Annotated in this window: 25 protein-coding genes and 1 tRNA gene; 16 read left to right on the forward strand and 10 right to left on the reverse strand. The window is 43.8% G+C overall.

The window, feature by feature from the left end; genetic code table 11:
- Positions 1 to 8: 8 nt before the first annotated feature.
- Positions 9 to 569 (reverse strand): LOG family protein, encoded by a 561-nt coding sequence (locus QXE01_04750; GenBank protein MEM4970545.1) that lies wholly within the window; start codon positions 567 to 569, stop codon positions 9 to 11.
- A 211-nt stretch (positions 570 to 780) separates the two neighbouring features.
- On the opposite strand from QXE01_04750, the gene QXE01_04755 reads away from it, so the two are divergent.
- Positions 781 to 1,008, forward strand: a complete 228-nt coding sequence (locus tag QXE01_04755) for a hypothetical protein (GenBank protein MEM4970546.1) — start codon at positions 781 to 783, stop codon at positions 1,006 to 1,008.
- Between the two features lie 109 nt (positions 1,009 to 1,117).
- Here the strand turns inward: QXE01_04755 and QXE01_04760 are convergent, their stop codons facing one another.
- From QXE01_04760 to QXE01_04770, 3 genes are all read right to left on the reverse strand, one after another.
- Complete coding sequence (locus QXE01_04760; protein MEM4970547.1) at positions 1,118 to 1,546, reverse strand: pyrimidine dimer DNA glycosylase/endonuclease V; 429 nt, start codon at positions 1,544 to 1,546, stop codon at positions 1,118 to 1,120.
- 92 nt (positions 1,547 to 1,638) lie between these two features.
- Positions 1,639 to 2,358 (reverse strand): hypothetical protein, encoded by a 720-nt coding sequence (locus QXE01_04765; protein ID MEM4970548.1) that lies wholly within the window; start codon positions 2,356 to 2,358, stop codon positions 1,639 to 1,641.
- A gap of 486 nt (positions 2,359 to 2,844) precedes the next feature.
- Positions 2,845 to 3,552: an SCO family protein gene (locus QXE01_04770; GenBank protein MEM4970549.1), complete on the reverse strand. Its 708-nt coding sequence runs from the start codon at positions 3,550 to 3,552 to the stop codon at positions 2,845 to 2,847.
- Positions 3,553 to 3,678: 126 nt separating this feature from the next.
- Between QXE01_04770 and QXE01_04775 the strand changes: the two genes are divergently transcribed.
- A complete protein-coding gene (locus tag QXE01_04775; protein MEM4970550.1) occupies positions 3,679 to 4,854 on the forward strand; it encodes a hypothetical protein in 1,176 nt (391 codons plus the stop codon).
- 109 nt (positions 4,855 to 4,963) lie between these two features.
- Here QXE01_04775 and QXE01_04780 read toward each other — a convergent pair whose 3' ends face one another.
- The 3 genes from QXE01_04780 to QXE01_04790 all read right to left on the reverse strand — a co-directional run bounded on the left by QXE01_04780 (position 4,964) and on the right by QXE01_04790 (position 7,815).
- Positions 4,964 to 5,818, reverse strand: coding sequence for a winged helix-turn-helix transcriptional regulator (locus QXE01_04780; protein ID MEM4970551.1), 855 nt, complete (start codon positions 5,816 to 5,818; stop codon positions 4,964 to 4,966).
- A gap of 63 nt (positions 5,819 to 5,881) precedes the next feature.
- Positions 5,882 to 6,913, reverse strand: coding sequence for a winged helix-turn-helix transcriptional regulator (locus QXE01_04785; GenBank protein ID MEM4970552.1), 1,032 nt, complete (start codon positions 6,911 to 6,913; stop codon positions 5,882 to 5,884).
- Between the two features lie 191 nt (positions 6,914 to 7,104).
- A complete protein-coding gene (locus QXE01_04790; GenBank protein ID MEM4970553.1) occupies positions 7,105 to 7,815 on the reverse strand; it encodes a serine protein kinase RIO in 711 nt (236 codons plus the stop codon).
- A gap of 376 nt (positions 7,816 to 8,191) precedes the next feature.
- Here QXE01_04790 and QXE01_04795 point away from each other — a divergent pair, with 376 nt between their 5' ends.
- Positions 8,192 to 8,512 carry a hypothetical protein gene (locus tag QXE01_04795; protein ID MEM4970554.1) on the forward strand — a complete coding sequence of 107 codons (321 nt, stop codon included), beginning with the start codon at positions 8,192 to 8,194 and terminating at the stop codon, positions 8,510 to 8,512.
- Between the two features lie 414 nt (positions 8,513 to 8,926).
- Positions 8,927 to 9,385, forward strand: a complete 459-nt coding sequence (locus QXE01_04800; protein MEM4970555.1) for a hypothetical protein — start codon at positions 8,927 to 8,929, stop codon at positions 9,383 to 9,385.
- Between the two features lie 206 nt (positions 9,386 to 9,591).
- Here the strand turns inward: QXE01_04800 and QXE01_04805 are convergent, their stop codons facing one another.
- Entirely contained in the window at positions 9,592 to 10,131 is a 540-nt protein-coding gene (locus tag QXE01_04805; GenBank protein ID MEM4970556.1) for a hypothetical protein, read from the reverse strand.
- A 196-nt stretch (positions 10,132 to 10,327) separates the two neighbouring features.
- Between QXE01_04805 and QXE01_04810 the strand changes: the two genes are divergently transcribed.
- From QXE01_04810 to QXE01_04825, 4 genes are read left to right on the forward strand one after another with little or no spacing between them, the layout of a single operon-like run.
- The gene (locus QXE01_04810) at positions 10,328 to 10,897 is read left to right on the forward strand and encodes a hypothetical protein (GenBank protein ID MEM4970557.1); all 570 of its coding nucleotides are present in this window, start codon (positions 10,328 to 10,330) and stop codon (positions 10,895 to 10,897) included.
- A gap of 35 nt (positions 10,898 to 10,932) precedes the next feature.
- Positions 10,933 to 11,598 (forward strand): hypothetical protein, encoded by a 666-nt coding sequence (locus tag QXE01_04815; protein ID MEM4970558.1) that lies wholly within the window; start codon positions 10,933 to 10,935, stop codon positions 11,596 to 11,598.
- 12 nt (positions 11,599 to 11,610) lie between these two features.
- Positions 11,611 to 12,885 (forward strand): signal peptidase I, encoded by a 1,275-nt coding sequence (locus QXE01_04820; GenBank protein MEM4970559.1) that lies wholly within the window; start codon positions 11,611 to 11,613, stop codon positions 12,883 to 12,885.
- A 14-nt stretch (positions 12,886 to 12,899) separates the two neighbouring features.
- Positions 12,900 to 13,928, forward strand: a complete 1,029-nt coding sequence (locus tag QXE01_04825; GenBank protein MEM4970560.1) for a DUF5305 family protein — start codon at positions 12,900 to 12,902, stop codon at positions 13,926 to 13,928.
- Positions 13,929 to 13,979: 51 nt separating this feature from the next.
- On the opposite strand, the gene QXE01_04830 is transcribed toward QXE01_04825, so the two are convergent.
- Positions 13,980 to 14,067 (reverse strand) — tRNA-Phe (locus tag QXE01_04830).
- Between the two features lie 788 nt (positions 14,068 to 14,855).
- Here QXE01_04830 and cdd point away from each other — a divergent pair.
- The 5 genes from cdd to QXE01_04855 all read left to right on the forward strand — a co-directional run bounded on the left by cdd (position 14,856) and on the right by QXE01_04855 (position 19,647).
- Positions 14,856 to 15,266, forward strand: a complete 411-nt coding sequence (gene cdd, locus QXE01_04835; GenBank protein MEM4970561.1) for a cytidine deaminase — start codon at positions 14,856 to 14,858, stop codon at positions 15,264 to 15,266.
- Between the two features lie 145 nt (positions 15,267 to 15,411).
- A complete protein-coding gene (locus tag QXE01_04840; protein ID MEM4970562.1) occupies positions 15,412 to 17,253 on the forward strand; it encodes an ABC transporter substrate-binding protein in 1,842 nt (613 codons plus the stop codon).
- Positions 17,253 to 18,242, forward strand: a complete 990-nt coding sequence (locus QXE01_04845; protein MEM4970563.1) for an ABC transporter permease — start codon at positions 17,253 to 17,255, stop codon at positions 18,240 to 18,242. Before QXE01_04840 ends, QXE01_04845 begins: the two co-directional genes overlap by 1 nt.
- Positions 18,235 to 19,062, forward strand: coding sequence for an ABC transporter permease (locus tag QXE01_04850; protein MEM4970564.1), 828 nt, complete (start codon positions 18,235 to 18,237; stop codon positions 19,060 to 19,062). The genes QXE01_04845 and QXE01_04850 overlap by 8 nt, the downstream gene beginning before the upstream one ends.
- Before the next feature lie 171 nt (positions 19,063 to 19,233).
- A complete protein-coding gene (locus tag QXE01_04855; GenBank protein ID MEM4970565.1) occupies positions 19,234 to 19,647 on the forward strand; it encodes a CBS domain-containing protein in 414 nt (137 codons plus the stop codon).
- Between the two features lie 273 nt (positions 19,648 to 19,920).
- Here QXE01_04855 and QXE01_04860 read toward each other — a convergent pair whose 3' ends face one another.
- The gene (locus tag QXE01_04860; protein ID MEM4970566.1) at positions 19,921 to 20,847 is read right to left on the reverse strand and encodes an Mrp/NBP35 family ATP-binding protein; all 927 of its coding nucleotides are present in this window, start codon (positions 20,845 to 20,847) and stop codon (positions 19,921 to 19,923) included.
- A gap of 120 nt (positions 20,848 to 20,967) precedes the next feature.
- Here QXE01_04860 and QXE01_04865 point away from each other — a divergent pair, with 120 nt between their 5' ends.
- The 3 genes from QXE01_04865 to QXE01_04875 form a co-directional block, all read left to right on the forward strand.
- Positions 20,968 to 21,192, forward strand: a complete 225-nt coding sequence (locus QXE01_04865) for a hypothetical protein (GenBank protein MEM4970567.1) — start codon at positions 20,968 to 20,970, stop codon at positions 21,190 to 21,192.
- 146 nt (positions 21,193 to 21,338) lie between these two features.
- Positions 21,339 to 22,070 (forward strand): DUF47 family protein, encoded by a 732-nt coding sequence (locus QXE01_04870; protein ID MEM4970568.1) that lies wholly within the window; start codon positions 21,339 to 21,341, stop codon positions 22,068 to 22,070.
- A 99-nt stretch (positions 22,071 to 22,169) separates the two neighbouring features.
- Positions 22,170 to 24,230, forward strand: a 2,061-nt coding sequence (locus QXE01_04875) for a hypothetical protein (protein MEM4970569.1), incomplete at its 3' end; no start/stop codon positions are given.

Here is a 24,230-nt window from a genome sequence, read left to right on the forward strand (position 1 = left end):
GAAAGCTACTAGCCATGCCTATAACCCCTCCAGGTTTTTATATTTCCTCTCAATATATCTCCACATATCTCTCTCGCCATCCCCACAGGATCTCTCCTAAAGATCTTAATAATCGCGAGCCTCCTATAATCGGCATATGGCGTAAATACCTCAACCCTATCGCTGTCGAGGCCATAGCCTAGCAATACGTATGATGGTATGGAGTTTGCATATGCCATGAAGATCTCTACTATGGTGCCCACACCACCTCCCAGCGATGCCAATAGATCTCCGGACATCACAAGGGTCTCGGATCTCTGCCTCATAGAAAGCCCTGTATATACTGGGTAGAAACAGCTCCTCCTAGGAGGATTCTCACGAGGGTTCTCAGGCAGGATAAATACACATGGTATTCCAATGCTACAGGCATATTCAGCTATATATTTCATCAAACCCCAGTACCCCCCTAAATATAATATGAAGCTTCCTAAGCAGTCCTTCAGAGTTTTAACAAAGATCCTAGAGGCTTCTAGAAGATCTTCCCCAGGCTCGTCACTACTAGCGGCTATCGAGATCCTCGGTATATCCAAACCAGCTCCCCTACCCTAAAGAGTTAGAACCCAAAAATCCTTATCAATGCTAGTTATGATCTATATGGATAGCTTCTATTAACCGGTCATGAGCAATAGAGGCTTTTCGAAAGCTACGTGTGAAGGTTACTGGTTTAAACATAGGGGCTCTATATCGCTGTTAATCCACCTAATATATTATTTTCAACCTATCAAAATATATCGAGGGGCTTTGGAGGAAACAGGTATATGGTTAAGGGCTCTTATAGCAGGTGTGATCTCCATGGTAGTTGGCCTCGTCATCTCCATAGTGGTGATGATCTATGGGTTGAGAGGGTTTCTCGGAGCTATTCTATCAATAGTTGGCCTTGGAATAGCTATAGCGGGGCTTTACTTAGCTGTTAAAGCCTTCTCTGGCTATATGATTGCTAAGATCTCTAGGTCTAGAGGTAGAGGTTGAGTAGGAGCATCTACAATCCATATCACTAGCGATATACAAATAATGTGAAGGCTCTACATGTATAATAGATCTGTTCCGGGGGTTTTCAAGAAATGGGGAGCTATCTCTCCTATCTCTTCTCCCAGACCTCGATATCCCCTGGGATGATATAGAATAGTGGATGAGGCTCTGGCTTTCTCCTAATCACCTCGTAATATTTATCCAAATCTCTTACTCTCAGCTTATTCAAGAGGTGATTATATTCATAGTTGAGCTGCCCAGATGTCACAGGGATCTTCCTAATATTAAGGCTATATCTTAATATCTTCTTCATATCAAATTTATACCCTCTGATCTTCCCTTCTAAGTAGATATAATACAGGTATGTCCCGATATATAGCACGGGATCCTCTGTCTGTTTAAACCTAGTTAGCTGCGGATGATTCCTATACCCAATTGTTCCACCTAGCAGAACCTTCTGTGCTAACAAACCCTCTCTCCATACTGCGAGTAATCCTAATCTATCTAAGAATGAGGGGTGTAAGGACCAGAGCCTCATAGTGAGTCCTCTAATTAGTATCTATTAATAAGACAATAAAGCAGGTATTATGATCGGTAAATGGAAAACCGCTATTGAAAATTGGTGGGAAACTAGCTAGGGCATGGGACATAGAATACGACAGTAGCTATATTTGATGCAACGCCGAGGGCTGCTAGGTCTCTCTCATCTATAACCCCATCGCCATTAACATCCGGCACAGTATCTGGCGCATCGTCTAGCAAGCCATTACCGTCTCTATCGCTTATAACCGCTGCTATAGCTTTTGTCCACCCACACCATGCCGGTGCTCCAACGATCCATATGGTTTGTATGAATCTATACACAGTCCTCCCACCAAGATCGAGCTTATCCTGGAATCCTGTGAATTGGAAGAGGTTAGCCAGATTCCTCCCAGGACCTCCCATGGCTGTGGGGGTGTTATTAAATATAACAACAAGCCCTGGGAGAGCCTCGTTCTTCCCCAGCCCAAATACTGGTGAGCCAGCACCTATAGATACCCCGTCAACAGGCCCCCTAGCTGTGTAGTTAGCTGTAAATGCTACAGCCAGTGTAGCGTTAATCCTCACAGTGGGGTTGATAGATACTTCGGGGTAGGCTACAAGCCTAGGATCTGTTGTGATTATGTTTATAGCCACTATATAGAACCTACCACCAACACCAACAACAGATCTTGGGAGGGGCGAGTAGAACTGAACCACTGTAGAGGTTTCAGGACTTTGGGCAGCTAATGTGCTTACTAGAGCAAATGTCGCTATTGAGAGTAGAACCGCTGCTGAAATAGCCAATGCTATAGCTGTATTCCTTTTCAATTTACATACCTCTCCAAATAATATCATCCGGGGATATAAATACTTTGTGGCGCTCTTATCAAATTTACGGGCTCTTTCAGAATCCATTTAACTATGATAAGAATTATCAAAAGCATTTATAATATGTGGATGCCGGGGGCGACCCGTCCCACATTCATCCTAGCCCCGGGGACACGGGGATGTTATGTGGGCCCGGGGTCCCAATATAGTTATGGTCTAAGGGATATATATTTAAGCATTTCCCCTTTCATGGTACTTTTAATTATTTTCCAATATTTTTAGTTCTGCGATTGGAGTTAGCCCTTGGCGTGGGATCACCGGCTTCACCAACACCTCATGAAGCCCTGTCGAGCCCAACGCCATAGGAATTCGCGGTTAAGCTTCTTTTAAGAGCTTTTTTCTAGATCATCTCCTGGGGATATTATAGCCTCTGAGGAGAGAAGCTCTTCGTCGTGGATAAGGATAACCTAGAATCTCTCTATAGGTCTATCCAGGTTTAACCACTCTATATAGTATATCCCATATTCCTCTAGATAGAGCCTCTAGGTTTTTCCACCCCTCATTAGTTGGCTGTATAATATATTTGAGCTTCCCTTCTCTATCGAATATATAGAATCCAGTTGAATGTGATATAAGCCCTGTATTTGGATCCCTGAAAACTAATATTCTAAAGTTCCTCCATACTTCATCCATTTTATCAACATCATCTAGAACCCAGATCCATGTGATATTATTCAGAAGCTTTCCCGCCCTGTTGCTTTGATAGCTTGTCACATCTTGATATGTGCTTCTCCAGGGATCTACATCTATTGTGATGAAGACAACATCTCTTGCTAAGCCTGTTGAGAGGGTTTTGTTCATGAGATATACCAGCACATAGGTCTCCCAATGGCATATATCTGGGCATCTCACATATTGGAATGTCATCACGCTAACTTTACCAGTTATTGGGAGTGTTATATTGCCTGCAGTAGATCTGGCCTCTACTGTTGATATAGAGTAGTTGGGGTTTCTAATCACATAGGCAAGCACTGTGGAACCGTTTTTAATCTCGAATACACCTCCCTCCCCAGCTATGCTTTGCCCCTGCTGCCCTGGGGTAAAAGCTTGTTGGAGAAAGCCTGATATTGCTAGGGTTGCGATCGCCGCTATAGCTATGAATGCGATTCCTACATATATATAGAGGTTTTTCAACCCCTACACCAAGCTACCTCTGATTAGGCCACCTATAAATGCATATATTAGCATATATACAGTTTTATTCAAAATAATATAAGGGCTTATATCCTCTTCGGTGTCTATATATCAGAGGGCCCCCTAATGAGGATATACCATATGAAGAAGAAGGCCCGCTATAGTGTGGGAAGGGTCTTGCTGTTATCCACCACCATATGGATCCTTGTCATAGCATTATACCCCCTGGTTAGCCAGGCTTTTATACAGCCCCATAGTGTTACCAGCATCTATGGAGGTGCTGAGGGTTCAAATAGTGATAGGGGTGTCTCGAGTTCTAGTAACTCTAGTGTTATAGATATATATGATGCCTCTAAACTTGATCTATTGAGTGATTTGAGAGGCTACAACCTTCTCTACTTCGAGCAGAGGGACTGCCCTGGGTGTAAGGAGCTATCCCCAGCTATAGATAGGTATTTCTCTTCTAACAGCAGTATGGGGATACGCCTCATAAGGATACATATAGATGAGATATTCAATGAGAACCAGGATGCCGCTCTGAAGCTTATATCCAGCTACGGAGTTCCCGGAACACCAACGTTGATCCTGGTTAGAGATGGTGTTGAGATAGCAAGGCATATAGGTGTCTTCAGAGGAGATCAGTATGAGGGTTTAAAGAGCTTCATAGAGTCCGCAATAACCGGAAGATCCGGTGCTAGTGGTGATACCGTGATAAGGCCTCTAAGCTCTCTAGGTCTCGGTCTCCTCGCAGCATTATCCCCATGCTCCTTACCAATGATAGCTATGTTTGCATCGGCCAGGCTGGGCGGGGGTTTTTCAAGAGCTATAAAGGTGTTTGCATCCCTCATAGCGATCCTAGTACCAGCATCGCTAGGGATTAGCATTGCTTCAAACGCTGGAAGGATACTAGGTGTTAGCATCTACTACGCCTTAATAACATATGTAGCTACTATCTCGCTAACATGGGGGCTCCTAACGTTTTTCAACAGAGAGCCCCTCCTATCTGTCGGTGGAAGATCAGCCATAATCCTCCCAATACTTGGAATGCAATGCTCATTCCCCTTCCTACTAGCGGTAATATCGACACTACCTAGAGAACCATTGGCAGCTCTAACAAGCTCTCTAGCATTCTCAATAGGATATATAGCACCATATATAGGCTCAAACATATTTCTAAACACCCTGGGGAGTATTGCACAAGGTGGAAGATGGGAACGCCTAACCAGGTATCTACAAGGGGTTATTCTAACATCAGCAGGCATCTATGTGCTAGCAACAGCAATACCATATGCCATTGGATGAAGATCACAGCTCACAGCATCACACAGATATTCCTATAAGAGGAGCTCCCACATTCTTAGAACCGATAAGCATTTAGAGGCAAGGCAGTTTAACAGAAAGCTATCTAGTCTTAGGGAGGCCTCTTGGCTTTTATGATGCTCCTCCTCCCAACCTTATAGATCTCTATGTAGCCGAGTCTCTCAAGCTTTCTCAGCCTCCTCCACAGAGTCGTCTTCGGCAACCCCGTCAATTCCTGGATCCTTGATGCTGATGCTTCTTCTTCTATCTCCCTCAACACCTTTAATATCTCTCTATCTACAGCATCTATCCTATCTTTTGCGGGGAGTCTGCGCCTCTGAGTTAGTATAGCATAGTATGTTGCAGCCACACCTATTGTCGATATGCTAGCTAACAGGCCTATTAGTTCAAAGCCCATATTATTCCTCGGCAAAGATATCTGTATGGAAATAACGCCTTCCAAGCTATATATTCTATACCTTATATAACCTCCCTCCCCGGTCTCTAGAGCGTTGGGTGGAAGCCCCATTATCTTCATCCTATGATCTACTACTAGATCTATATATGAGGCCCAAGATACGTTTCTGATCTCAATATTCCTCAGTCCCTCTGAATCGGTTGTGTATATCCCATTATATTTAAGTACGATGTATCCTTTTGAGGAGTTGGTGAGTATTAATGCATATAGATAGCCCATATATATGGCTGATGTAGCATTACCATAGATGATCTCCATGCTATCCCCCATAGGCTCTATCGGAAGATCTATTAGGAGGGATCCTGGCCCTGATGAGTAGTTCAAATACATATAGATAGTTGGCCCGCCATCCTCTAAATATATGGTTATGGTTCCATATACATTATATATAGCCTCATCCCCTATCTCACCCAGGCTATGGATAGGGAGGGCTATAATCATAATTATCGCTAGTGGGATTATAGCTATCGAGCCTCTGGTTTTTACCAAGGCTATCTATCTCTTATATTAGTATTTAGGAGATTAAACTTTGATTAAAAGGTGCTCACAGCTTTAAGAGGGAGGAGTATCATCTATTCTAGCTATTTCCTCGAGAAGATCGCTGTTGATCATGAAGCCCTCGGCGTTCCTCGCTATATTCCTTAGTATGCTGGCATCTATTTGGTGTGTGAATATATACTCTCTATATCCCTTCTTTATAATTGTGTGTGGGATTCCTATTATTTCCGAGAAGCTATAGATGAGGGAATCTATATGGTGTGGAAGCTTCTCTATAGATGATATATGTGCCCTCCTAATCCTAGACATGATCTCTTGGGATATATTGTCTCTAGCTATGAGGACGCAGCAGTGGTATTCACCTAGAATATCTGAGGCGGGGATCTTCTTCAACCCCCTGATCTCGGCTATCGATGAATACGGCTCCCAGGTCATAGCTATGCTATCACCACCCTTAGCTAGGCTCTCGATAACGCTATCAGGGTCTCTATAATATCTGATCCTGTGCTCGCTATGAGGGGCGATGGATCTTGCCGTGCGTATATATGCTATTGAGAGGATCTCCATTGTGGATAGCATGCTGGAGAATATAGATCTCACATCTGTGAAAACCCTCCCAACTATGGAGGCACCGCCAAGGGCTACAGATCCTATCAACTTGAAGCCTATACCTAGGGCTTTTAACAGGGGCAACATATAGATGGGGAGATAGGCGAGGTGATACTCACCCCTGATAAAGCTCACAGCAACCTCAAGCACGCTCCTCTTTATAGATGGTTCTACGAGATATCCCCACTCGCGGGACTTCTTGATGAAAAGGGGTAGTGGGAGATATTCTACCGAGGGTACTAAGCCTATGGTGAGTGTCTTGCTTATAGATGGATCCCCGTATCTCGAGAGCCTCACTATAAGGGTTTTCCCCGGACCCCTACTCCTGATGATAACCCCCCTCCTCTCCAGTGAGGATAGGAGCTCAGATACCCAGCTCTTAGAGAGACCCAAGATCTTATAGATCTCGCTCTGAGCAATCCCCCGAGGCCCCGCCTTCTCAAGGATTTCAATGATTTTCCTCTCGCTCACACCCACCAGATCTCCTTATGTTCCTAGGATAGAGGACTAATATAAATTGATAAGTAACATACATCCCTATTATGAGAGCATCTCCTCTATTTCATCACAATTTAGAACCAGCCCCTCGGAACCGGCCTTGTAACCTTGTGATAGCCTAGTACATGGTGGCTCTAGAGCTATGGGATAGAGGTTTGCGAAGACAATCTCTATATCGGTATCTCTTTTCTAGAACGTTCCTCTGATGGTGTTTCCGAGAGTATCTTCTCCATTATTTCTTCGGGATCCTCTACATCGACGCCTGCTTTTGCGAAGAACCTAGTTATGTTCCTTATATCTTGCTCTAGGAAGCTATGTGCGTTTGGGTGGTTGATCGAGACGGCTTGGGAGACATCTATGATCACTGGTTTCTCCTCGAATATCATTATGTTATACTCACTTAGATCTCCGTGGACTAGTCGGGCTTTTCTATATATCTGCTCGATCATATCTATAACCTCTCTATATATTCTAGCGAGGTCTTCGAGGGATAGCTCCCCAGATTCATATGCCTCCTTGAGAAGGGGTGCCCTCTTACCATCAAACCCTATGAACTCCATAACAAGCACGTTCTTCTCAAGACACTTCGGCTCTGGAACCCTTATGCCTGCCTCATACATTCTCTTTAGGTTTGAGAACTCCTTCCTAGCCCATAGATATATGAGCTTCTTCGGGGAGAGCCCTCTATACTCCTCAAACCTAGGATCTCCTGCTAGATACTTTATCATGGATCTTCTGAACTCCGAGGTTAGGGTTAGATAGATCTTTACAGCAAGATCTCTACCCCCAGGATCCTTCGCCCAGTATACCCTAGCCTCTTTACCAGCAGAGACAACCCCTTTAAGCGATTTAAGACACCCCCTAGATTTCAGCTCTAACACACTCATTACCGTGGATGCATCGAATACCTCCTCAACAATTTCGAAGAGATCGCTATCCTTTATCCTCTTCTCACTCTCCCTCCTCGAGAGTCTATCTACAAGCTCCTCATAATCACGCTTTATTAGACTACCACCAAAATATATATCAATTAGAAGTATATAACAGATTTTATATAGCGATCATCAAAGATCCCTGAGAACTATATATTCGAATCAAACGCTCTCAAAACTAGAAAAACAATCTATCTATAATAAAAATAATATATCTAAATTTACAGCTGAAAACCTCGCCCTTCAGGGCAGGGGAAGGTCATATAGATCGGCATAGCCATATATTTAAGGAGAACAGCATATAGCATCTTAGGACAAACACATAATGAATGAGCTGGTCAGGTGCAGAGAGATCCTAATTAGCGAAGGGGCCTCTAGGGTGGCTATGTCTAGAGGTGATGAATGTATAGCGGGATATATAGAGTATATGGGGGATATCATGGCCATAGCCATATATGAGTTCAAAGATATAGGAGTACTAGCTGGGAAGATATCGCCAGCAATCTCATCAGATACAGCAGACATATGTATTGAAATACTCTATTCCCCACACGGCTACATAGCATATGCATCATCATATGAGGAACTATGTAAGAGCATTGCATCAAAGATGAAGAAGCTGATAAAACTAAAGATACAAGAATAACTACCCATCCAAGCCGTGTAGTCATACATCAATCCTACATAGTCGGATTTATCGCCTTGACACCCCCAGCCCCTTACCATAGCCCTCTTATAATGCGGATCTCGAGAACCAGAGCCTATGATCGATTTATCAATGTTAAGAACAAGCTCTAATAGTCTCATGTCACGTAAAGAATATGTCTTGACAAAAGTAGTGTTTTCAATCATGGGTTTCCTACCCTTTTTAGGTGAACATCGTTTCCCTATCTATCCGCTTTTATGCCAATTTGTTCAAGATGCTGACCTCCTCCCCGCCTTAGGAAGGCGGGGCTTCCAGTTGTAATATAAGGTTCGTGTCTCTCTATCTTCGAATATAGCCTTTGGATCTTTAGTATATATCTTGCTAGATATAGATGTAATTAGTGGGTTAGTAAATATGCTAGAGATTAGAGTGGAGGATCCCAGTGTTATGTCCATGATCAAGGGTCTTAAAAGCCCTACCCTATTCTATGATAACTATTGCAGGCTATGCTATCGATTCGCTAAGATTATATGGAGGCTTAGCAGGGGCAGGATAGCTGTTGTTGGTATGTACTCTAAGCAAGCAGCATGGCTTAGATCTCTTATAGACCCCAAGATCTATTCATCGGTATCATGGTTCATGATACCTGGGAGAGATGTTATATATGGCGGTAGATCCTCAATAATACCGATATTAAAGGAGATATTCAAGGGGCTTGTAAAGGGAGGCGACAATGACTTCAAAGACACCGCTCCTACCACATGCTCTGAAATCCTGCCTTGCAGCGGTATAAAGGGATTTATATATAGAACCCTACATATAGTGATAAAATCCCAGAAAATCAGGATCATAACCAGCACCTCCCCCACCTAGAGCAAGAGATCCTAGTTCTATGCTAGCTCTATCACTATTTTCCCTCTCCCAACAACCCCCCAGCTCTTAAGAGACTTACAACTGAAAGTCTCGCCCTTTAGGGCGGGGAGGAGGTCAGCTCAGAGAGAATAAGAGGCCTTCTAGGAGCCTCTCTTCTCCCTTCTCTCCTGCTCTAGAGGGTGGGGCTTTCAGCTGTGAAGAGTGTTTCAGCTTATTGTTATCGATATATCTAGTCTTGGGATGTTATCGGTGCCGGTATAGTTTATGAAGATCCATGAGATAGCCTTGTAGCTAGGCTCGAGATATATAGATGAAACGCTTTTCTCCCCTGGGAATGGGTTTCCCACGCTTCTGAGGTTATCTGTCATGCTACATATATCAACAGAGCTCCATATAGGGGTTTTGCCTGGGGATCTGTAGGGGCCGTATAGGAAGGTATATGATGTAAAGTTTATGGGAACACTAATAGAGGGTTTTGAAACTGCTCTGGGGAAGCTGCCATCGTTAGAGATTACAAGTCCTACCCAGCCATACCATCCAGGGGTTATGTTGGTGAAGATGGCGATAGCGTTTCTCCCACTCCCCCCGATCTCTATATAGCCCTCGATAGCTAGGCACTTGCCATCTCTTTGCTGCCCGAGGCCCAGGATCTTATAGCTTGTTATATGCACATTTGACTTGGCGGTCTTGATCCTGGCGGATATTTCGAGCCTATCGCTCCACATGCTAGCGGCAGCAGGGATCATAGACACCACTATTACCAATAAGACGAGCCTATATAGCCAGGAACCCCTCAACCCAGAATTCCACATGGGTTAATCAGGTGGAGAATATATAGGTGTTCAAGCAGGTGCTACAAATGTTTATAAACAAGTGTGGCGTATGGTTGTAAAGAGCTATCTACAATATAACCTAAAACCCTATCGGTGAAAGGTGAGAGATATGAGCTGGGTAAGAGGAAAAGGAGCGCTTCAGATAGGTGCAGTGTTACTAATGCTAGCGGTGATAGGATCTGCTATAGCCATGTGGAGCGACTCGCTAAAAGTAGCTGTAACAGTGAAAACAGGAGATGTAGATGTTCAATTCGGATCAGTTTCTACTAATGATCCTCCAGGCACGATAGATCCCACACATGATAAGGATGTAGGCACATGCTACGCCAGCCTAGTAGAGATTGAGAACGAGGATCAAGGGAATCCCAGTGGTAACAACGATCTAGATCTAAATATAACAATTGTGAATGCATATCCAAGCTATAACTGCACAGTGACCTTTGAGGTGAGAAATACGGGCACAATACCAGTTAAAGGACCACATATAACAGTGGTGAGCGGTAACTTCAGCAGTGATGTGACATATGCTCATAACATGACAGAGGTTCAGATAGATCCAGGTCAGAGTGTGTGGTTCAAAATAAGCTTCCACGTAGAGCAGTCGGCATCGGAGAGCTCAACATACACCCTACAGCTAAAGCTGATGTTCCACCAGTGGAACGAGGAACCCCCTAGCTAGCTAGTGAAGTTAATGCTAAGCTAAACGGTGTTAGCATGGCTAGAATGGTTATAAGGGGTATCGCGGGCATAGCGTCACTAGCGATCTTCATAAGCGTATTGGGGCTAGCGGTGGCTATGTGGAGCGATAGCCTCAAAATAGCTTCCACGATAAAGACAGGTGATGTGGATATAAGCTTTGGAGGCTCTCCAGTAACTGCTGATAACGAGCCCTTCCTACCAGAGCCCAAGGATGTGGGTAAATGCCTAGCATCTTTCCAGCAGATCCAGGATGAGGAGCATGTTGTGAGAGATAGCTTCCCACAGTTCGGCAGCAATGCTGGGAATAACGATCTAGAAATCAATATAACGCTGGTAAATGTATATCCAAGCTACATGTGCAAAGTAAATAATGTATCTGTGGTCAACACAGGCTCTGTACCAGTAAAGATCCTTGCGAAGCTTCTACTGCCACCCAGTGCTATCTGCACACAGCGCTTGGATCAGATCTTCGGCCCTGTGTGGGATTGTGACATGGATGGGGACGGAGATCTCGATCTAAATATATGGGGTAGCTTCCTAACAACCAATGGGACACAGCTAGAGCCAGGAGGCTCCAAGACATTCACTGTAGAGATGCATGTTAAGCAGGGCGCACCTGAGAACTCTACATTCAGCTTCGAGATCCTGTTCATCGGGATACAGTGGAACGAGTTCCCATAATAGGGATCAGGTTTGGGTTGGTATAAAGATAAAATCTTTTTTATAAAAAATATTGGTTCTCGTGATGCTAAGCTCTATCTCCTTATATTCACAATTCTCTTCCTATCCCCTAACCTAGCATTTATATTCCCAGGGCTCTATGGGACATATATTGCCTATCTAGCTCTAGCTCTTGTCTCGATAGCATCTATCCCCCTACTCAGTCATAGAGGGGAGGGTCTACTCGATATAAGGGGATCTCTATTCATATCCCTTGTAATGGCTATAGCATTTACCTCTACAGGGTTTATCCTTGGATTTCTCTCTAGGAGAACCTCTATCTACACCCTTCCCCTCGACGCATTAATCCTAGCCGTTGGTTTAGCCGCTGCCGAGGTTGCCAGGGCATCTCTGATGGCGCTTGTAAAGGGTAGGATTTTGAAGCTTCTAATAGGAACTATTGCGGGGCTTGTTTTCGGTATAACGATTCTATCCTTCAGCTATAGGCTTGCCTACTCAGCTCCTCAGGCCGAGGGAGTTCTAAGGAATCTATCTTACTATATGCCCCAGATTATCTATAGCGCCCTAGTCTCAGAGATCCATATTCTTGGAGGCCTTTTCCCCGCAATCGTGTTTAGACTAGTCGTGGATGGGTATTGGAGGCTCTCACCATATATACCCAACATGCCTTCCACAGGGGTCCTCGCCCCTATAATTCTATCATCAGCCTATCTACTTACAATGGCTCTTCTGCCGAGCTATGAGAAGCTTAGAGGATACTCTTCGATGTTCTTCAGAAAGGGATCTATGAGGCGTTTGGCATCATCACTACTAGATATATCCATGATCCTCATAGCTCTGCTTCTCCTCTACTCAATATATACAAACACAGTACCTCTAGTGGTTATAAGTGGGAGCATGGAGCCGACCTTCAGTGTTGGGGATGTTGTATTAGTAACTAGATCTAGAGGTTCTCTCGAAGTAGGTGTTGGCGATGTGATTGCCTTTTGGAGTGAGGGGCAGGTGGTGGTTCATAGGGTAGTTAGCATAGCTGGGGATGGATTCATAACTAAGGGGGATGCCATGGCATCGCCGGATCCATTTATAGTTAAGAGGGATCTTGTGATCGGAAAGGTTGTAGGATCTATACCAAAGATAGGGTGGGTTACCATTATAATGAGATCTACTCCTGAGGGTCTGAGGAACATCTTCCTCCAGGGAGTTTCGAGCTATTTATGGATCCCTATGGTGTCTATACCTATTTTAATTATAACTATTATATATAAGTATCTTAAGAGAAGAATTTAGGAGATCGGAGTGGCATGGCTGGCCTAAACAGGATAGGAGTCTACATGTTAATAGCATCAATAACGATGCTATCCGTTGGTGTATTCATAGCTGCGGGGGCATTTACGAGGGATCCCTATGTTGTGAGTGAGAGAACCATATATAGGGTTGAGAGGATATCAACATTCAACCTAACATTCTATCTACTGCCGAACGAGATATATGAGGAGGAGATCCTTAGCCCCATACCCAACTCAACACCTATATATCTATCGCTTGTTAGGGAGCTCCTGATCAACTATACATATGTCATAAGCCAGGGGAGTGCTAGAGGTGTGATAAGGATCTCAGTGCTGCTGATACATCCAGATGGCTGGTCTAAGAGATATCTCGAAATACCTATAGATGTTTCTTCGAACAGGGCCTCGGAATCTTTCTCTATTAATCTCACAGGCGCCTCAGAGCTTATGACAAGGCTCTCCAAGCAGGTTATGGCGAGATCTGATTCATATGTGATAAGGATATCAGCCAATATAGATACTACTCTATCTATACAGCAGTATAGCAGAAGGGATCTCGAGGTCCACTCAATAGAGCTCCCAGTATATATTGGCTATAACAAGGTGGATATCTCGGGCAACCTAACATCTGGAAGAACGTTCGAGGATAGGGAGAGGAATATTATAACAGCTATGGTGATGGGCATGCCTGTTGGGGTTGCTAGAAATATCTCGCTAGGACTAACCATAGCTGGGGTCTCGCTACTAGCTATCTCAATAGCATTTAGAAGCCTTGCAACAAGGGCTAGAAAGCCTGAGGAGATCCTGGAGAGGAGATTTAGCCAGCTAATAGTAGAGGTGGGGAACTCCAGATTACCATTGAAAGGGGGTAAAAACATTGTGTATATAGAGAAGCCCGAGGAGCTTGTAAAGCTCTCGAGAATGCTGGAAAAACCAATACTGAGGGAATGCCTATCGAGGGAAAAGTGCGAATACTATATAGTTGATCAAGATGTCACCTATATGCTTAGAGCCAGTGAAGAGGGGAGTAGTGCCAAGACATAGGATCGAACATCTCTTATAAAGCCCCGAGGTTTTAATACTAATCTTATTAGGTGCCGCCGCGGGGATTTGAACCCCGGACCTACCGGTGTCTGCCGAGGATCTCTTCAGCCGGTCGCTCTCCCAGCTGAGCTACGGCGGCACTCCCATCTAGAATCCCAAATCTTGGAATATAAATCTTCCAGCACTAGTTGATCTCCACCCCCCATCCTAAAGGGTGAGAATTTCGGTCGTAACGTATTCACATAGCTCTTAGTTGTTCTTTTACTTCTAAATAATAACCTATTGATTATAGATTTTGTAGCTAGTTAGTTGACTAGAGGGTGCTGCTATGAGCTTGATGAGCAGTTGTGAGAGGAGGGGGCACTCGATGAAGCTCCATGCCCTTGAAGGGAGTTAGCCCTATAGATGGTGCAGGAAGGGAGAAGGGGTGATGAAGCAAAGTATCCAGCAGTGATTAGAAACACTACTAGTTGCGGTGAAAATATAACTCTATCTAGTTAAAACTGAAAGCCGTTTCTCCCTAGGTGTTCATCCCAATCATTTTATATGGGTTCATGTTCTCACCTAGGGGTTCTACCTTGCCCAGAGGGCTCTCCTAGCTCATCCCATGGGTTCATGGGTGGCTGTGGAGCCCAACAGCACAGGACTCCCATAGGATAAGCCCGCCTAGGCTTGGAGCAGCGCTCCCATCACCCAGGCGGATCACTAATTAATTTATGATCTTCGGAGCTTATAAAGCTTTAGTGGCATCAACCCACATCATAGCTCCGGGGAGCTTGAATCGCTATGATGGTTATCAACCTATATAAACCTCTCCTTTAAACATCAAGATATTTTCAGTTCACTCTTTTAAGGCGAAGATGAGGTCAGCTGGTTAAATATTAGCAATGATATTAGAAATTTATTGATGAGGAGATGTAAAGCCTTATGGGCAATAGAGGGGAGATGCTGGATATGCTTTTAAATATAATAGGGAATTCCTATTCGCCATATTCGAGGTTTAGGGTTGCCTCTGCGGTTATATGTAGCGATGGGAGGATCTTTACAGGGGTCAATGTTGAGAACTCCTCATATGGGCTCTCCATGTGTGCAGAGAGGGTAGCTATATTCAAAGCTGTTTCGGAAGGCTGTAGAGAGATTACCAGGGTATATGTTGTATCAGACCACAGCGAGCCAATACCGCCATGTGGTGCATGTCTTCAGGTAATCTCGGAGTTCTCCAGATCAGGTGATGTAGAGATCATAATGTACTCGCCGAGGGGAAGCAGTGTTAAAAGGAAGTTATCAGAGCTATTGCCGATGAGATTCAGTAAAGAAATACTAGAATATAAAGTATAGCGGTGAGTCAATAGGATAGATGAGGCCTTGGTAAATCGGCCTAGGTATTTCTATAGGTTTTAGGTTAATACTTTTATTTAACCGCTTATCATGGAGATCTAGAGATAGCTTATTTAGCCTTATATCTAACTAAACCTGGGTATCTATGATGGTTGGAAGAGGATGGATTCCCTCAACATTGATCCTCATACTTATATGCATCGGGGTTCTAAGCCCCGCATCTGCAGGCTTGATAATGCTTGCCGAAGCCCAGGCAAGACCTAGGCTGAGCTTTGAAATGCTTTCACTATCATGGTTCTCACTATCTGATAAGGCAGCAGAGGTGGTTGCAGAGCAGCTTAGAAAGGTGGGTATAGAGATCAGGCTTGTCAAGCTCGAATCTTCCGTGATGTATCCAAGGATTATGAATACATTTGACTATGATGCTTTTGCACTAGCAGTTAGCCAGAGCCCAGATCCTACTGGGATGCTTAACTCGATGCATAGTAGAAATGCGATTCCAGGGGGTTCTAACTATTGGGGGTATAATAATTCTGAGGTTGACAGGCTCATCGATGCCGTGATAACCGCTAAGAGCGAGGATGAAGCTAAGAGGCTTGCGTGGCAGATCCAGGCTATAGTTTCTAATGGATCATTTATACCCCTCTATCTAAGTATAAATACACAGGTTATAAGGGCTGAGTGGAAGAACTACACATTAATGCCAGGTGGTATAGTAGAGGCTTATAATAGGTGGAGCATGCTCTACATGTATAAATCAGATAATCCGGATGAAAATATATTTAGGATAGCTTTTCCTTCAGACATACTCACTCTTAACCCATTCATGGCAACAGATCTAAGATCTATATGGGTTCTAGCACAGATATACGATCCCCTAGTTGCCCTATCCCCAGATCTAAAGGTGGTTCCCTGGCTGGCTGAGAGATGGGATGTCTCTCCCGATGGTCTCAACTACACCTTCTACCTTAGAAAAGGGGTTAAGTTCCACGATGGATCAGAATTAACCGCTGATGATGTTGTCTTCACATATAAATTCGGTATCAGCAATAAGGCGCCTAGATACCTGGGAACCATCTCGACTCTTATAAAGGATATAGAGAAGATCGATAATTATACGGTGAGGTTCATACTGAAACAGCCCTCAGCCTTCTTCCTCCTAAATCTAGCCACTAGCTTTCAATTCATAGTTCCGAAGAAAATATGGGAGGGTCAAAAGATAGACTGGGCAAATAGCAATCCAGTGGGGAGCGGCCCGTTTAAGTTTGTCAGTAGAACGCCTGGAGAGAGTATAGTGCTTGAGAGAAACCCCAGCTATTTCATGGGCGCACCGAAGATCTCGAAGATAATTGTAAGGGTCATACCGGAGGCTGAGACTAGGTATTACGCTATAAAGAGAGGGGAGGTTGATACAGAGAGATATGCAACGAGCTATAACCTGATCCCAGATGCTGAGAAGGATCCGAATCTAAGGGTTGTAAAGACACCTGACATATGGCTTGTCTATATAGCATTCAACTATAGAAGATTCAACGATACAAGGGTTTTCGAGGCTATAAACTACGCCATTGATAGGGATGAGATAATAAGGAGAGCTGCAGGTGGCTATGGAATACCTGTATATACGATACTTAATAAGGAGTGGCATGATGGATATGCAAATACTAACATAACATTTAAATACGATCCTGAGAAGGCAGCAAAGATCCTTGAAGAGGCTGGCTGGCTTCCAGGGCCAGACGGTATAAGGATCTATGTGGGTCCCCAGCAGAGAACCTATACCCAGACCCCCAGCTATACCACAAATACAGCAACACCCACGCCCACAAGAGCTGAGGTTGTAATAACACAGACCACCCAGCCCCAGATCACAACTCCTCTACAGCAACCTGGATGGCTTGGCTGGCAGGGAGCAGCTGTGCTTATCGCTATCGCTATAGTGGTTGTCGCTGTAGCCTTGGTATTGATCATGAGAAGGAGGTCTTAATGGGCTTCGGATCATATATATTGAAGAAGGTATCCCAGCTCATAGTGGTTCTCTTTATAGGGATAATAATATCTTTTCTCATATTCCGCTTATTACCAGGAGATCCTACAGCTTCTCTCCTAGATCCAAGGCTTGATCCAGAGGCCAGGGCAGAGATTATAAGGAGATTCGGCCTAGATAAACCCCTTTATGAGCAGCTCTTAGCCTATATGGCAAACCTCTTAAGAGGAGATCTAGGGGTTTCTTTCAGCTTTACGGGGATGGGTGTTGTGGAGGTCATAGCAGGGCCTAGACTGATCAACACATTGATCCTTATGTCAAGTGGTCTAGCAATATCTGCTCTTCTAGGAACCTTGCTCGGGATCCTAGCTGGGTGGAGATCTGGCGGTTTGTTGGATAGAGCCGTGACAGGGCTTCTCTATATGGCGTTCTCAGCCCCGGTCTTCTGGGTAGCCCTTCTAATACAGTTCTACCTAGGCTATACATGGAATATTATACCTATAAGCGGAACCTCATCTTATATAGGTATTGAGACGAGCTTCGTAACATATGCCCTTGACTATCTATGGCATATGATCGGTCCTCTGATCACCCTAGCTGTTTTCTTCATACCGAGCTACTATATCTATGTGAGGAACGTAGTTGCCAGTATTAAAAGAGAGGATTTCGTGGTAACTTTAAAGGCGATCGGGCTCAGAGAAAGGGCTATCTTGGTTAAACATATTATGAGACATGTAGCAATACATACAACAACTATAACCTCTAACCAATCACCACTCCTAGTAACAGGGGCTGTTTTCACAGAAACCGTTTTTGGGTGGAACGGCATTGGCAGGCTTCTATATGACTCAATATTAAGGGCTGACTATCCAGTGCTACAGGGGATATTTCTACTGACTATTCTAGTTGTTGTCATTGCGAACCTCGTAGCAGATATAGCCTATTACTTCATAGATCCACGGATTAAAAGGGGTTGGGAGGGTGGCTAAAAACATTCTCATATCGATGAGAAGCATAGACATATCTGCAAAGATAGGTATATACATAGTTATATCTCTAATAATATTCTCTCTAGCGGGGATAGCCCTAACACCAAGTGATCCCAACTCTATAAGAGGAAACCCGCTGGAACCACCCTCTATCAATCACCCTCTCGGCACCGATGATATAGGAAGAGATGTTATTGCTATGCTATATAGAGGGATAATTACATCGCTCTTCATAGGTGTTAGTGCCGCAGCAATAATAACAATGCTCGGCCTAGTCATCGGTATCGCTGCTGCCCTCTTCAGAGGCGCTGTAGATGCGATCACAATGAGGATAGTCGATTTTCTCCTAGCAATGCCATCCCTAGTTCTAGCACTAGTACTCATAGCATTCCTAAAACCAAGCATATATAACGTGATCCTTGTCCTCTCGATAACCGGATGGCCCGGGATTGCTAGGATAGTGAGAGCCCACTCACTCCAGATCCTTTCGACAGGGTATATAGAGGCTGCGAGAGCCCTTGGAGCTAGCCTGAGACATATAGCTTTGAAGCACTTACTACCCGCATCTATACCAGTAGCCTTAGCATCGATCGTGACGAGTACCAGAGCAGCTATCCTTCTAGAAGCCGGCCTCGGTTTCCTTGGTCTCGGCGATCCCAGAGCTATTAGTCTGGGAACCATATTATTTTATGCAAGAAGATCAGCTGCACTGGCCTCAGGCGCGTGGTGGATGATAGTCCCAGCAGGAATCATGATAACGCTGATCATTTTTGCCTTAACAATGATCTCCATAGGACTCGAGAGAAAAGAAAATAGATAGTATAAATAGTGATAGGAGAATCTTATCCCAATGAGCGTTTATATCATATAATAAGAAAAAGCCCCTGAGATCATTTAAAGGTGCTATAGAAACTAATGATCTAGACTACCGAGGCGGCCTTAGTTAAAGCTTAAATATTCTACAGGGCATTGATAACATATAGGTGGGCTTATGTATGGTGTGAGGAAGATAGGTGAGCTTATAAAAAGGGCTCCCGTCACTGTTTCCCCTACCACGAGTATTAGAAATGCTGTTCAAATAATGAATAGGGAGAATATAGGGAGCGTTATAGTTACAGATCCTGAGGGGAGGGTTTTAGGAATATTCACAGAGAGAGATCTTGTGAGGGTTATAGCAGAAGGCGTGGATCTCGATAGTAATATTGCTAGTGTTATGACGAGAAACCCAGTAGTTATATATGAGGATGAACCGATATCAAGAGCAGTGATCTTAATGGCTGAGAAGAGGATAAGGCATCTACCGGTTATAAATAGGAAAGGGCTGGTAGTTGGAATGGTAACAGCAAGAGATATTACAGAAACATTTAGAAGGTATTTAGAAGAGTTAGGAGATATAGGCGAATAATATCTCCCCATTAGCCCCGCATTTTAGGGCGAGGAGGAGATCGGTTAAGTCTTTAGGGATTTACGCTTTTAGCTGCTGTTTTGGATTTCATATTATGTTTATAGTTGTTCATCGAGGCGTTTCTCTCGAGAGAGCTCATAAGATGTGGGTGAAGCTGGTGATCCCACACTAAGGGTTAACCCTTCTCAAAGAAGCAAAAGTGGGGAAACAGTTAGAAATACCAGAGGGGGAAACGCGACATAGGTTTTGGCTTAGAATAAGGGTGTGTCAAAGCTACTTCTTACCCTTTTTATTATTGATCGCTTCCTCGATTTCCCTAGCTATTCTCATTATCTCTTTAGATGCTGGCGAGTCTGGATATTGATCTAGTATTGAGATGCCTTTATCGTTGCTCTCAGCTATTCTGGGGTCTAGAGGTATTTTTCCTAGGAGCCTTGTGCCTAGGGCTTTGCTGAGCTTCTCACCACCCCCCTTTCCGAATATATAGTATTCTTTCCCATGCTCGCATATGAAGTAGCTCATATTCTCTATAACACCTATGATTGGTATCTCCTTACCCAGGCTTGCCCTGACCATCTCAACGAATCTTATGGATTTTGCCACCACGTGAGAGCTTACCTCAGATGGTAGGGTTACGAATATGAGGCCCTCGATCCTAGGTACTGTCTGTACTAGGTTTAAAGCATCATCACCAGTGCCTGGTGGCATGTCTATCAATAAATAATCCAGATCCCCCCACTCAACGTCTTCTAATAGCTGTTGGAGAACCCTCACCTTAATAGCCCCCCTCCAAACCACAGGGGTTGTTTTATCGCTTAGCATGAGATCTATAGATACGACCTTCACACCACCATATCCCTCAGCAGGCTGTATCCTAGGCACCCCAGGGGTTTTCTCAACAACCTCTAGGAGATCCTGCTTAACACCCAGCATTATCGGCATCGAGGGTCCGTGGAAATCCATATCAAGCACCCCAACCCTTCTACCAATCCTGCTGAGAGCCATGGCAAGAGAGGCTGTGACAAAGGACTTCCCAACACCCCCCTTCCCACTTAGAACAGCTATTATGCTACCCACACCCCTGAGGTTTTCAAAAGCCTTTACACTTGGCTGTGGAGGAGGTGCTATAGGACCACCACCCTGCTGGATCCTCACACCCCCTCTACTGCCCACACCTCCCATCCTATATGGGTTTGACAAAATAGCTACCAATTCATAATTCCGCTGGGAGGCATATATAGCGGCAACCTCATCTTTAAGGCTGTTTCCAATTTAGCGATACATCTAAATATGCCTAACTACTTCTAGCTATTGAAAGCGTTGGATAGGGAGCTGAAGACTCTGAGGAGAACAATTGCTCTAGAGGGCTGGGTTAATAGGTTTGATAGACAGGCGTTTAGAGAGATTGAAGATGCATATAGGGAGATGCCAAGCTATACTCTAAAACACAGTGCTTCTCAGAGAAGCTTCATAGTATCTTCTATAATTGATTTAGAGAGATATCCATGGCTATCTACGAGGATTATCAAGGGGCAGAAACATTGAAATTATGGCTCTAGGGAATTCCCAATCTCAGAAATAAAACTAAGGATATGTGAGGGGAAATACTATACTGGTCTTGGGCGTCATCTCTGTTTCCCTCTCTAGGGGATGATTCCCTTTAGATGGTTCATAGGTTATTATATTCTTTTATGAAGATATATGCTTATATACCCCCCATGGTGGATATAGCTGGGCTGGAAGCTCTGAAGAGAATATTTGAAAAAATGGTTCCAAAGACGCCTGAGATAGAGATTATGGAGAATCTGAGGAAACACCTAGATCTATCCCTCAAGGCTATAGATATAGTATATAATCTGATCACAAACTGCAGGGATTATGGAGAGGCTGCGTTAAAAGCTAATGAGGTTCTCCTAATGGAGAGGGAGGCTGATAACCTTACCGAAGAAACATTTACAAAGATCCTCAAGGGATCTGTCCCCCCGGCCCTCGTATCAGAGCTCCAATATCTAGTGGATAAGACAGATGATATAATGGATAGAATATATTTCATAGGGATGGAGCTTGCCAGAGCCTATAAAAACAGGCTTGTATCTAATGAAGAGCTGAAAAGCATATACACTGATATAGGGTTAATGATAAGCCTCGCCAAATCAGGTGTTCAGAAGCTCCAGGAGCTATATATAACTGCTTTTAGGAATAAAGAGAATACAATGAGGCTCAGGGCTGAGATAGATGTGATCGAGGATAGAATAGATGAGGTTAAGAACCAGGCGCTCGATAAAATCTATGAGAGCAAGAGCCTAGGGCCTATAGAGATCTTCCATGCGATAGAGCTGATCAGAGTTGTAGACGATATAGCAGATGCTACAGAAGATGCTGCCCACGCGGTTGTCAGGCTAGAGAGCTCCCTTATCTCATAAAGTCTCATAAAGATATATACAAAGGCATGGAAGGTATAAACAATATATTCTATACATTGAGACGTTTATATATAAGGCCTACTCTATTTTCTTCAATAGGTGGGTATAATTCTGGATATAGCCTCGATCCCTGTTAGGAGGCCTTATCTAATAATAGCGATATGGGTTATCGCCCTGGCATCCCTCTACCCATTTTTCGCATCCCTCGAATCCCTTACCTCAGCAGCTGAGGAGAGCCTACTTCCAAGGGATTCAGAGAGCTCTAGAGCTAGCTCCCTGCTATCTATGATCTCAGGTGGTGGCGGGTCTGACATAATATATGTGTCAAATATAGATATAAGTGATCCAAATACGGCACTAAAGATCTCTAGATTAATCTATAGCGTGAATGCTTCACAGAATATCAGAAGCGTTGGCGGATACCCACAGGCAGTTATAGAGCTCTATAGAAACGTGGAAAATATATCTAATATCTCCATTAGAGCCGCATCCACAGGAGCTAGAGATCTCCTAGAGCTCACCAACAATCTGGAGGAGAACCTATCAACAACTATTAGCGGGTTTAAAAACATCTCACAGGCCCTTCTATATATAAGGGAGGCGCTTACAGCGATAGATGCTAACTTCACATACGCCGTAGATCTCGCATATAATCTCTCGAGGAACATTTCGAATTACGAGAATGGATTGAGGGCTCTTGATAAAATGTACTCAGAGATCTATTGGCAGGCGAATAACTATTCAAAGAAGATCTCGATTCTAAAGGAGGATCTAATAAATAACGATGCAAATAGAAACAACATATCTACGCTGTATCTCTTCTCATGGTGGCAGGCAGCAAGAACTATATATTATTACAATATATCGAGCACAGAATATACGATCTATACGAATCTATCAACAATAAATCCAAACCTGGCTCCGCTACCCCCAGATATAGCTTCCACACTATACAGGGGATTCGTTAACCTAACCAGATCAGGGGTGCCTCCTGATATAGCTATATCTAGATTAACATCTGAGATCTTAATGCCTAGAGTTCTAGGCAGATATATTCCAAACGCATCTGGAGAAGAGATCTCAGTGTTGATCGAGATTGTTTCGAGAGCATGGCAAGATATATATGATAGCCTCTCCACATGCCTTTACTGCTCTCTATCACCACCAGATCAGGAGGGCTCCCACATAGTCTCTCAAATATCTCTTCTTAATAAAATGCTCTCGCTTGGTAGTAACCTTTCATCAAGAATCAGGGATAGCGGTAAGATCTATCTAGAGGATATTATATATAGAAACATAGCCTCACAGGGAGGGAGCGAGGATCTCGCTAGGAGCTTGGCAAGGGTAATAGTGGAGGGCAATATAACAACAAGGTATGTGGCGGAGATAGTTGTTAGAGAAGCAACAAAATACATGGGGAATCTATCTGACTATTCACCATATATATCTGAGATCATAGTATCCCTAGATCCAGATGTGAGAGGCTCTATATGGGAAAACAGAGATATAGCTGTTGAAGCTGTATCGCTTCTAATAGCTAGGATAGGCAATGTTGACTATAGTGTGGCGAGAGCCATAGTTGATCTTGGATATAGAAATGCCTCTAGAGAGGATCTAGTACCGATCATAAGATCATATATATCGATCTATGTTGAGAACATGAGCAAGGGTGCTTTAAAGGCTTCTAACATATCTTATATCCTAGCGAGATACGATCCAAACGCGACAGGTCTTCTTACCAAGGTAGCTATAGTCAATGCTACAATAGATCTCTTTCTAATAGAATCAAAGGGCACTCCATACGAGGGGATAATAGGCTCTATCCCGCAGTATCTATTGGAAAACCTTGCTAGGGGTGAAGACCCGGTATATGTTGCGAAAGCCTTCTTCCTATCCCAGGCTCTCGAGAAGATCCAAGGATATCTTGGTGGCAGTAACTATCCACAGAAGGCCGTTGGATCCTTGAAAGAGATGATCTCATATATTGTGAATACCTATCCTAACCAGACTACAGAAGATATATATAGATATATTATCAACATCATATCAATCTCGATTGAGGAAGAGGCTATTAAAAGAGGCTATTCGATCAACACCTCCTATTCAGAGATGATCTCGAAACTCGCTCTGCAGGTTGCACTTGGCAAGCTAGGGTTAGAA

Source organism: Sulfolobales archaeon, assembly GCA_038897115.1.
Taxonomy (GTDB): domain Archaea; phylum Thermoproteota; class Thermoprotei_A; order Sulfolobales; family AG1; genus AG1.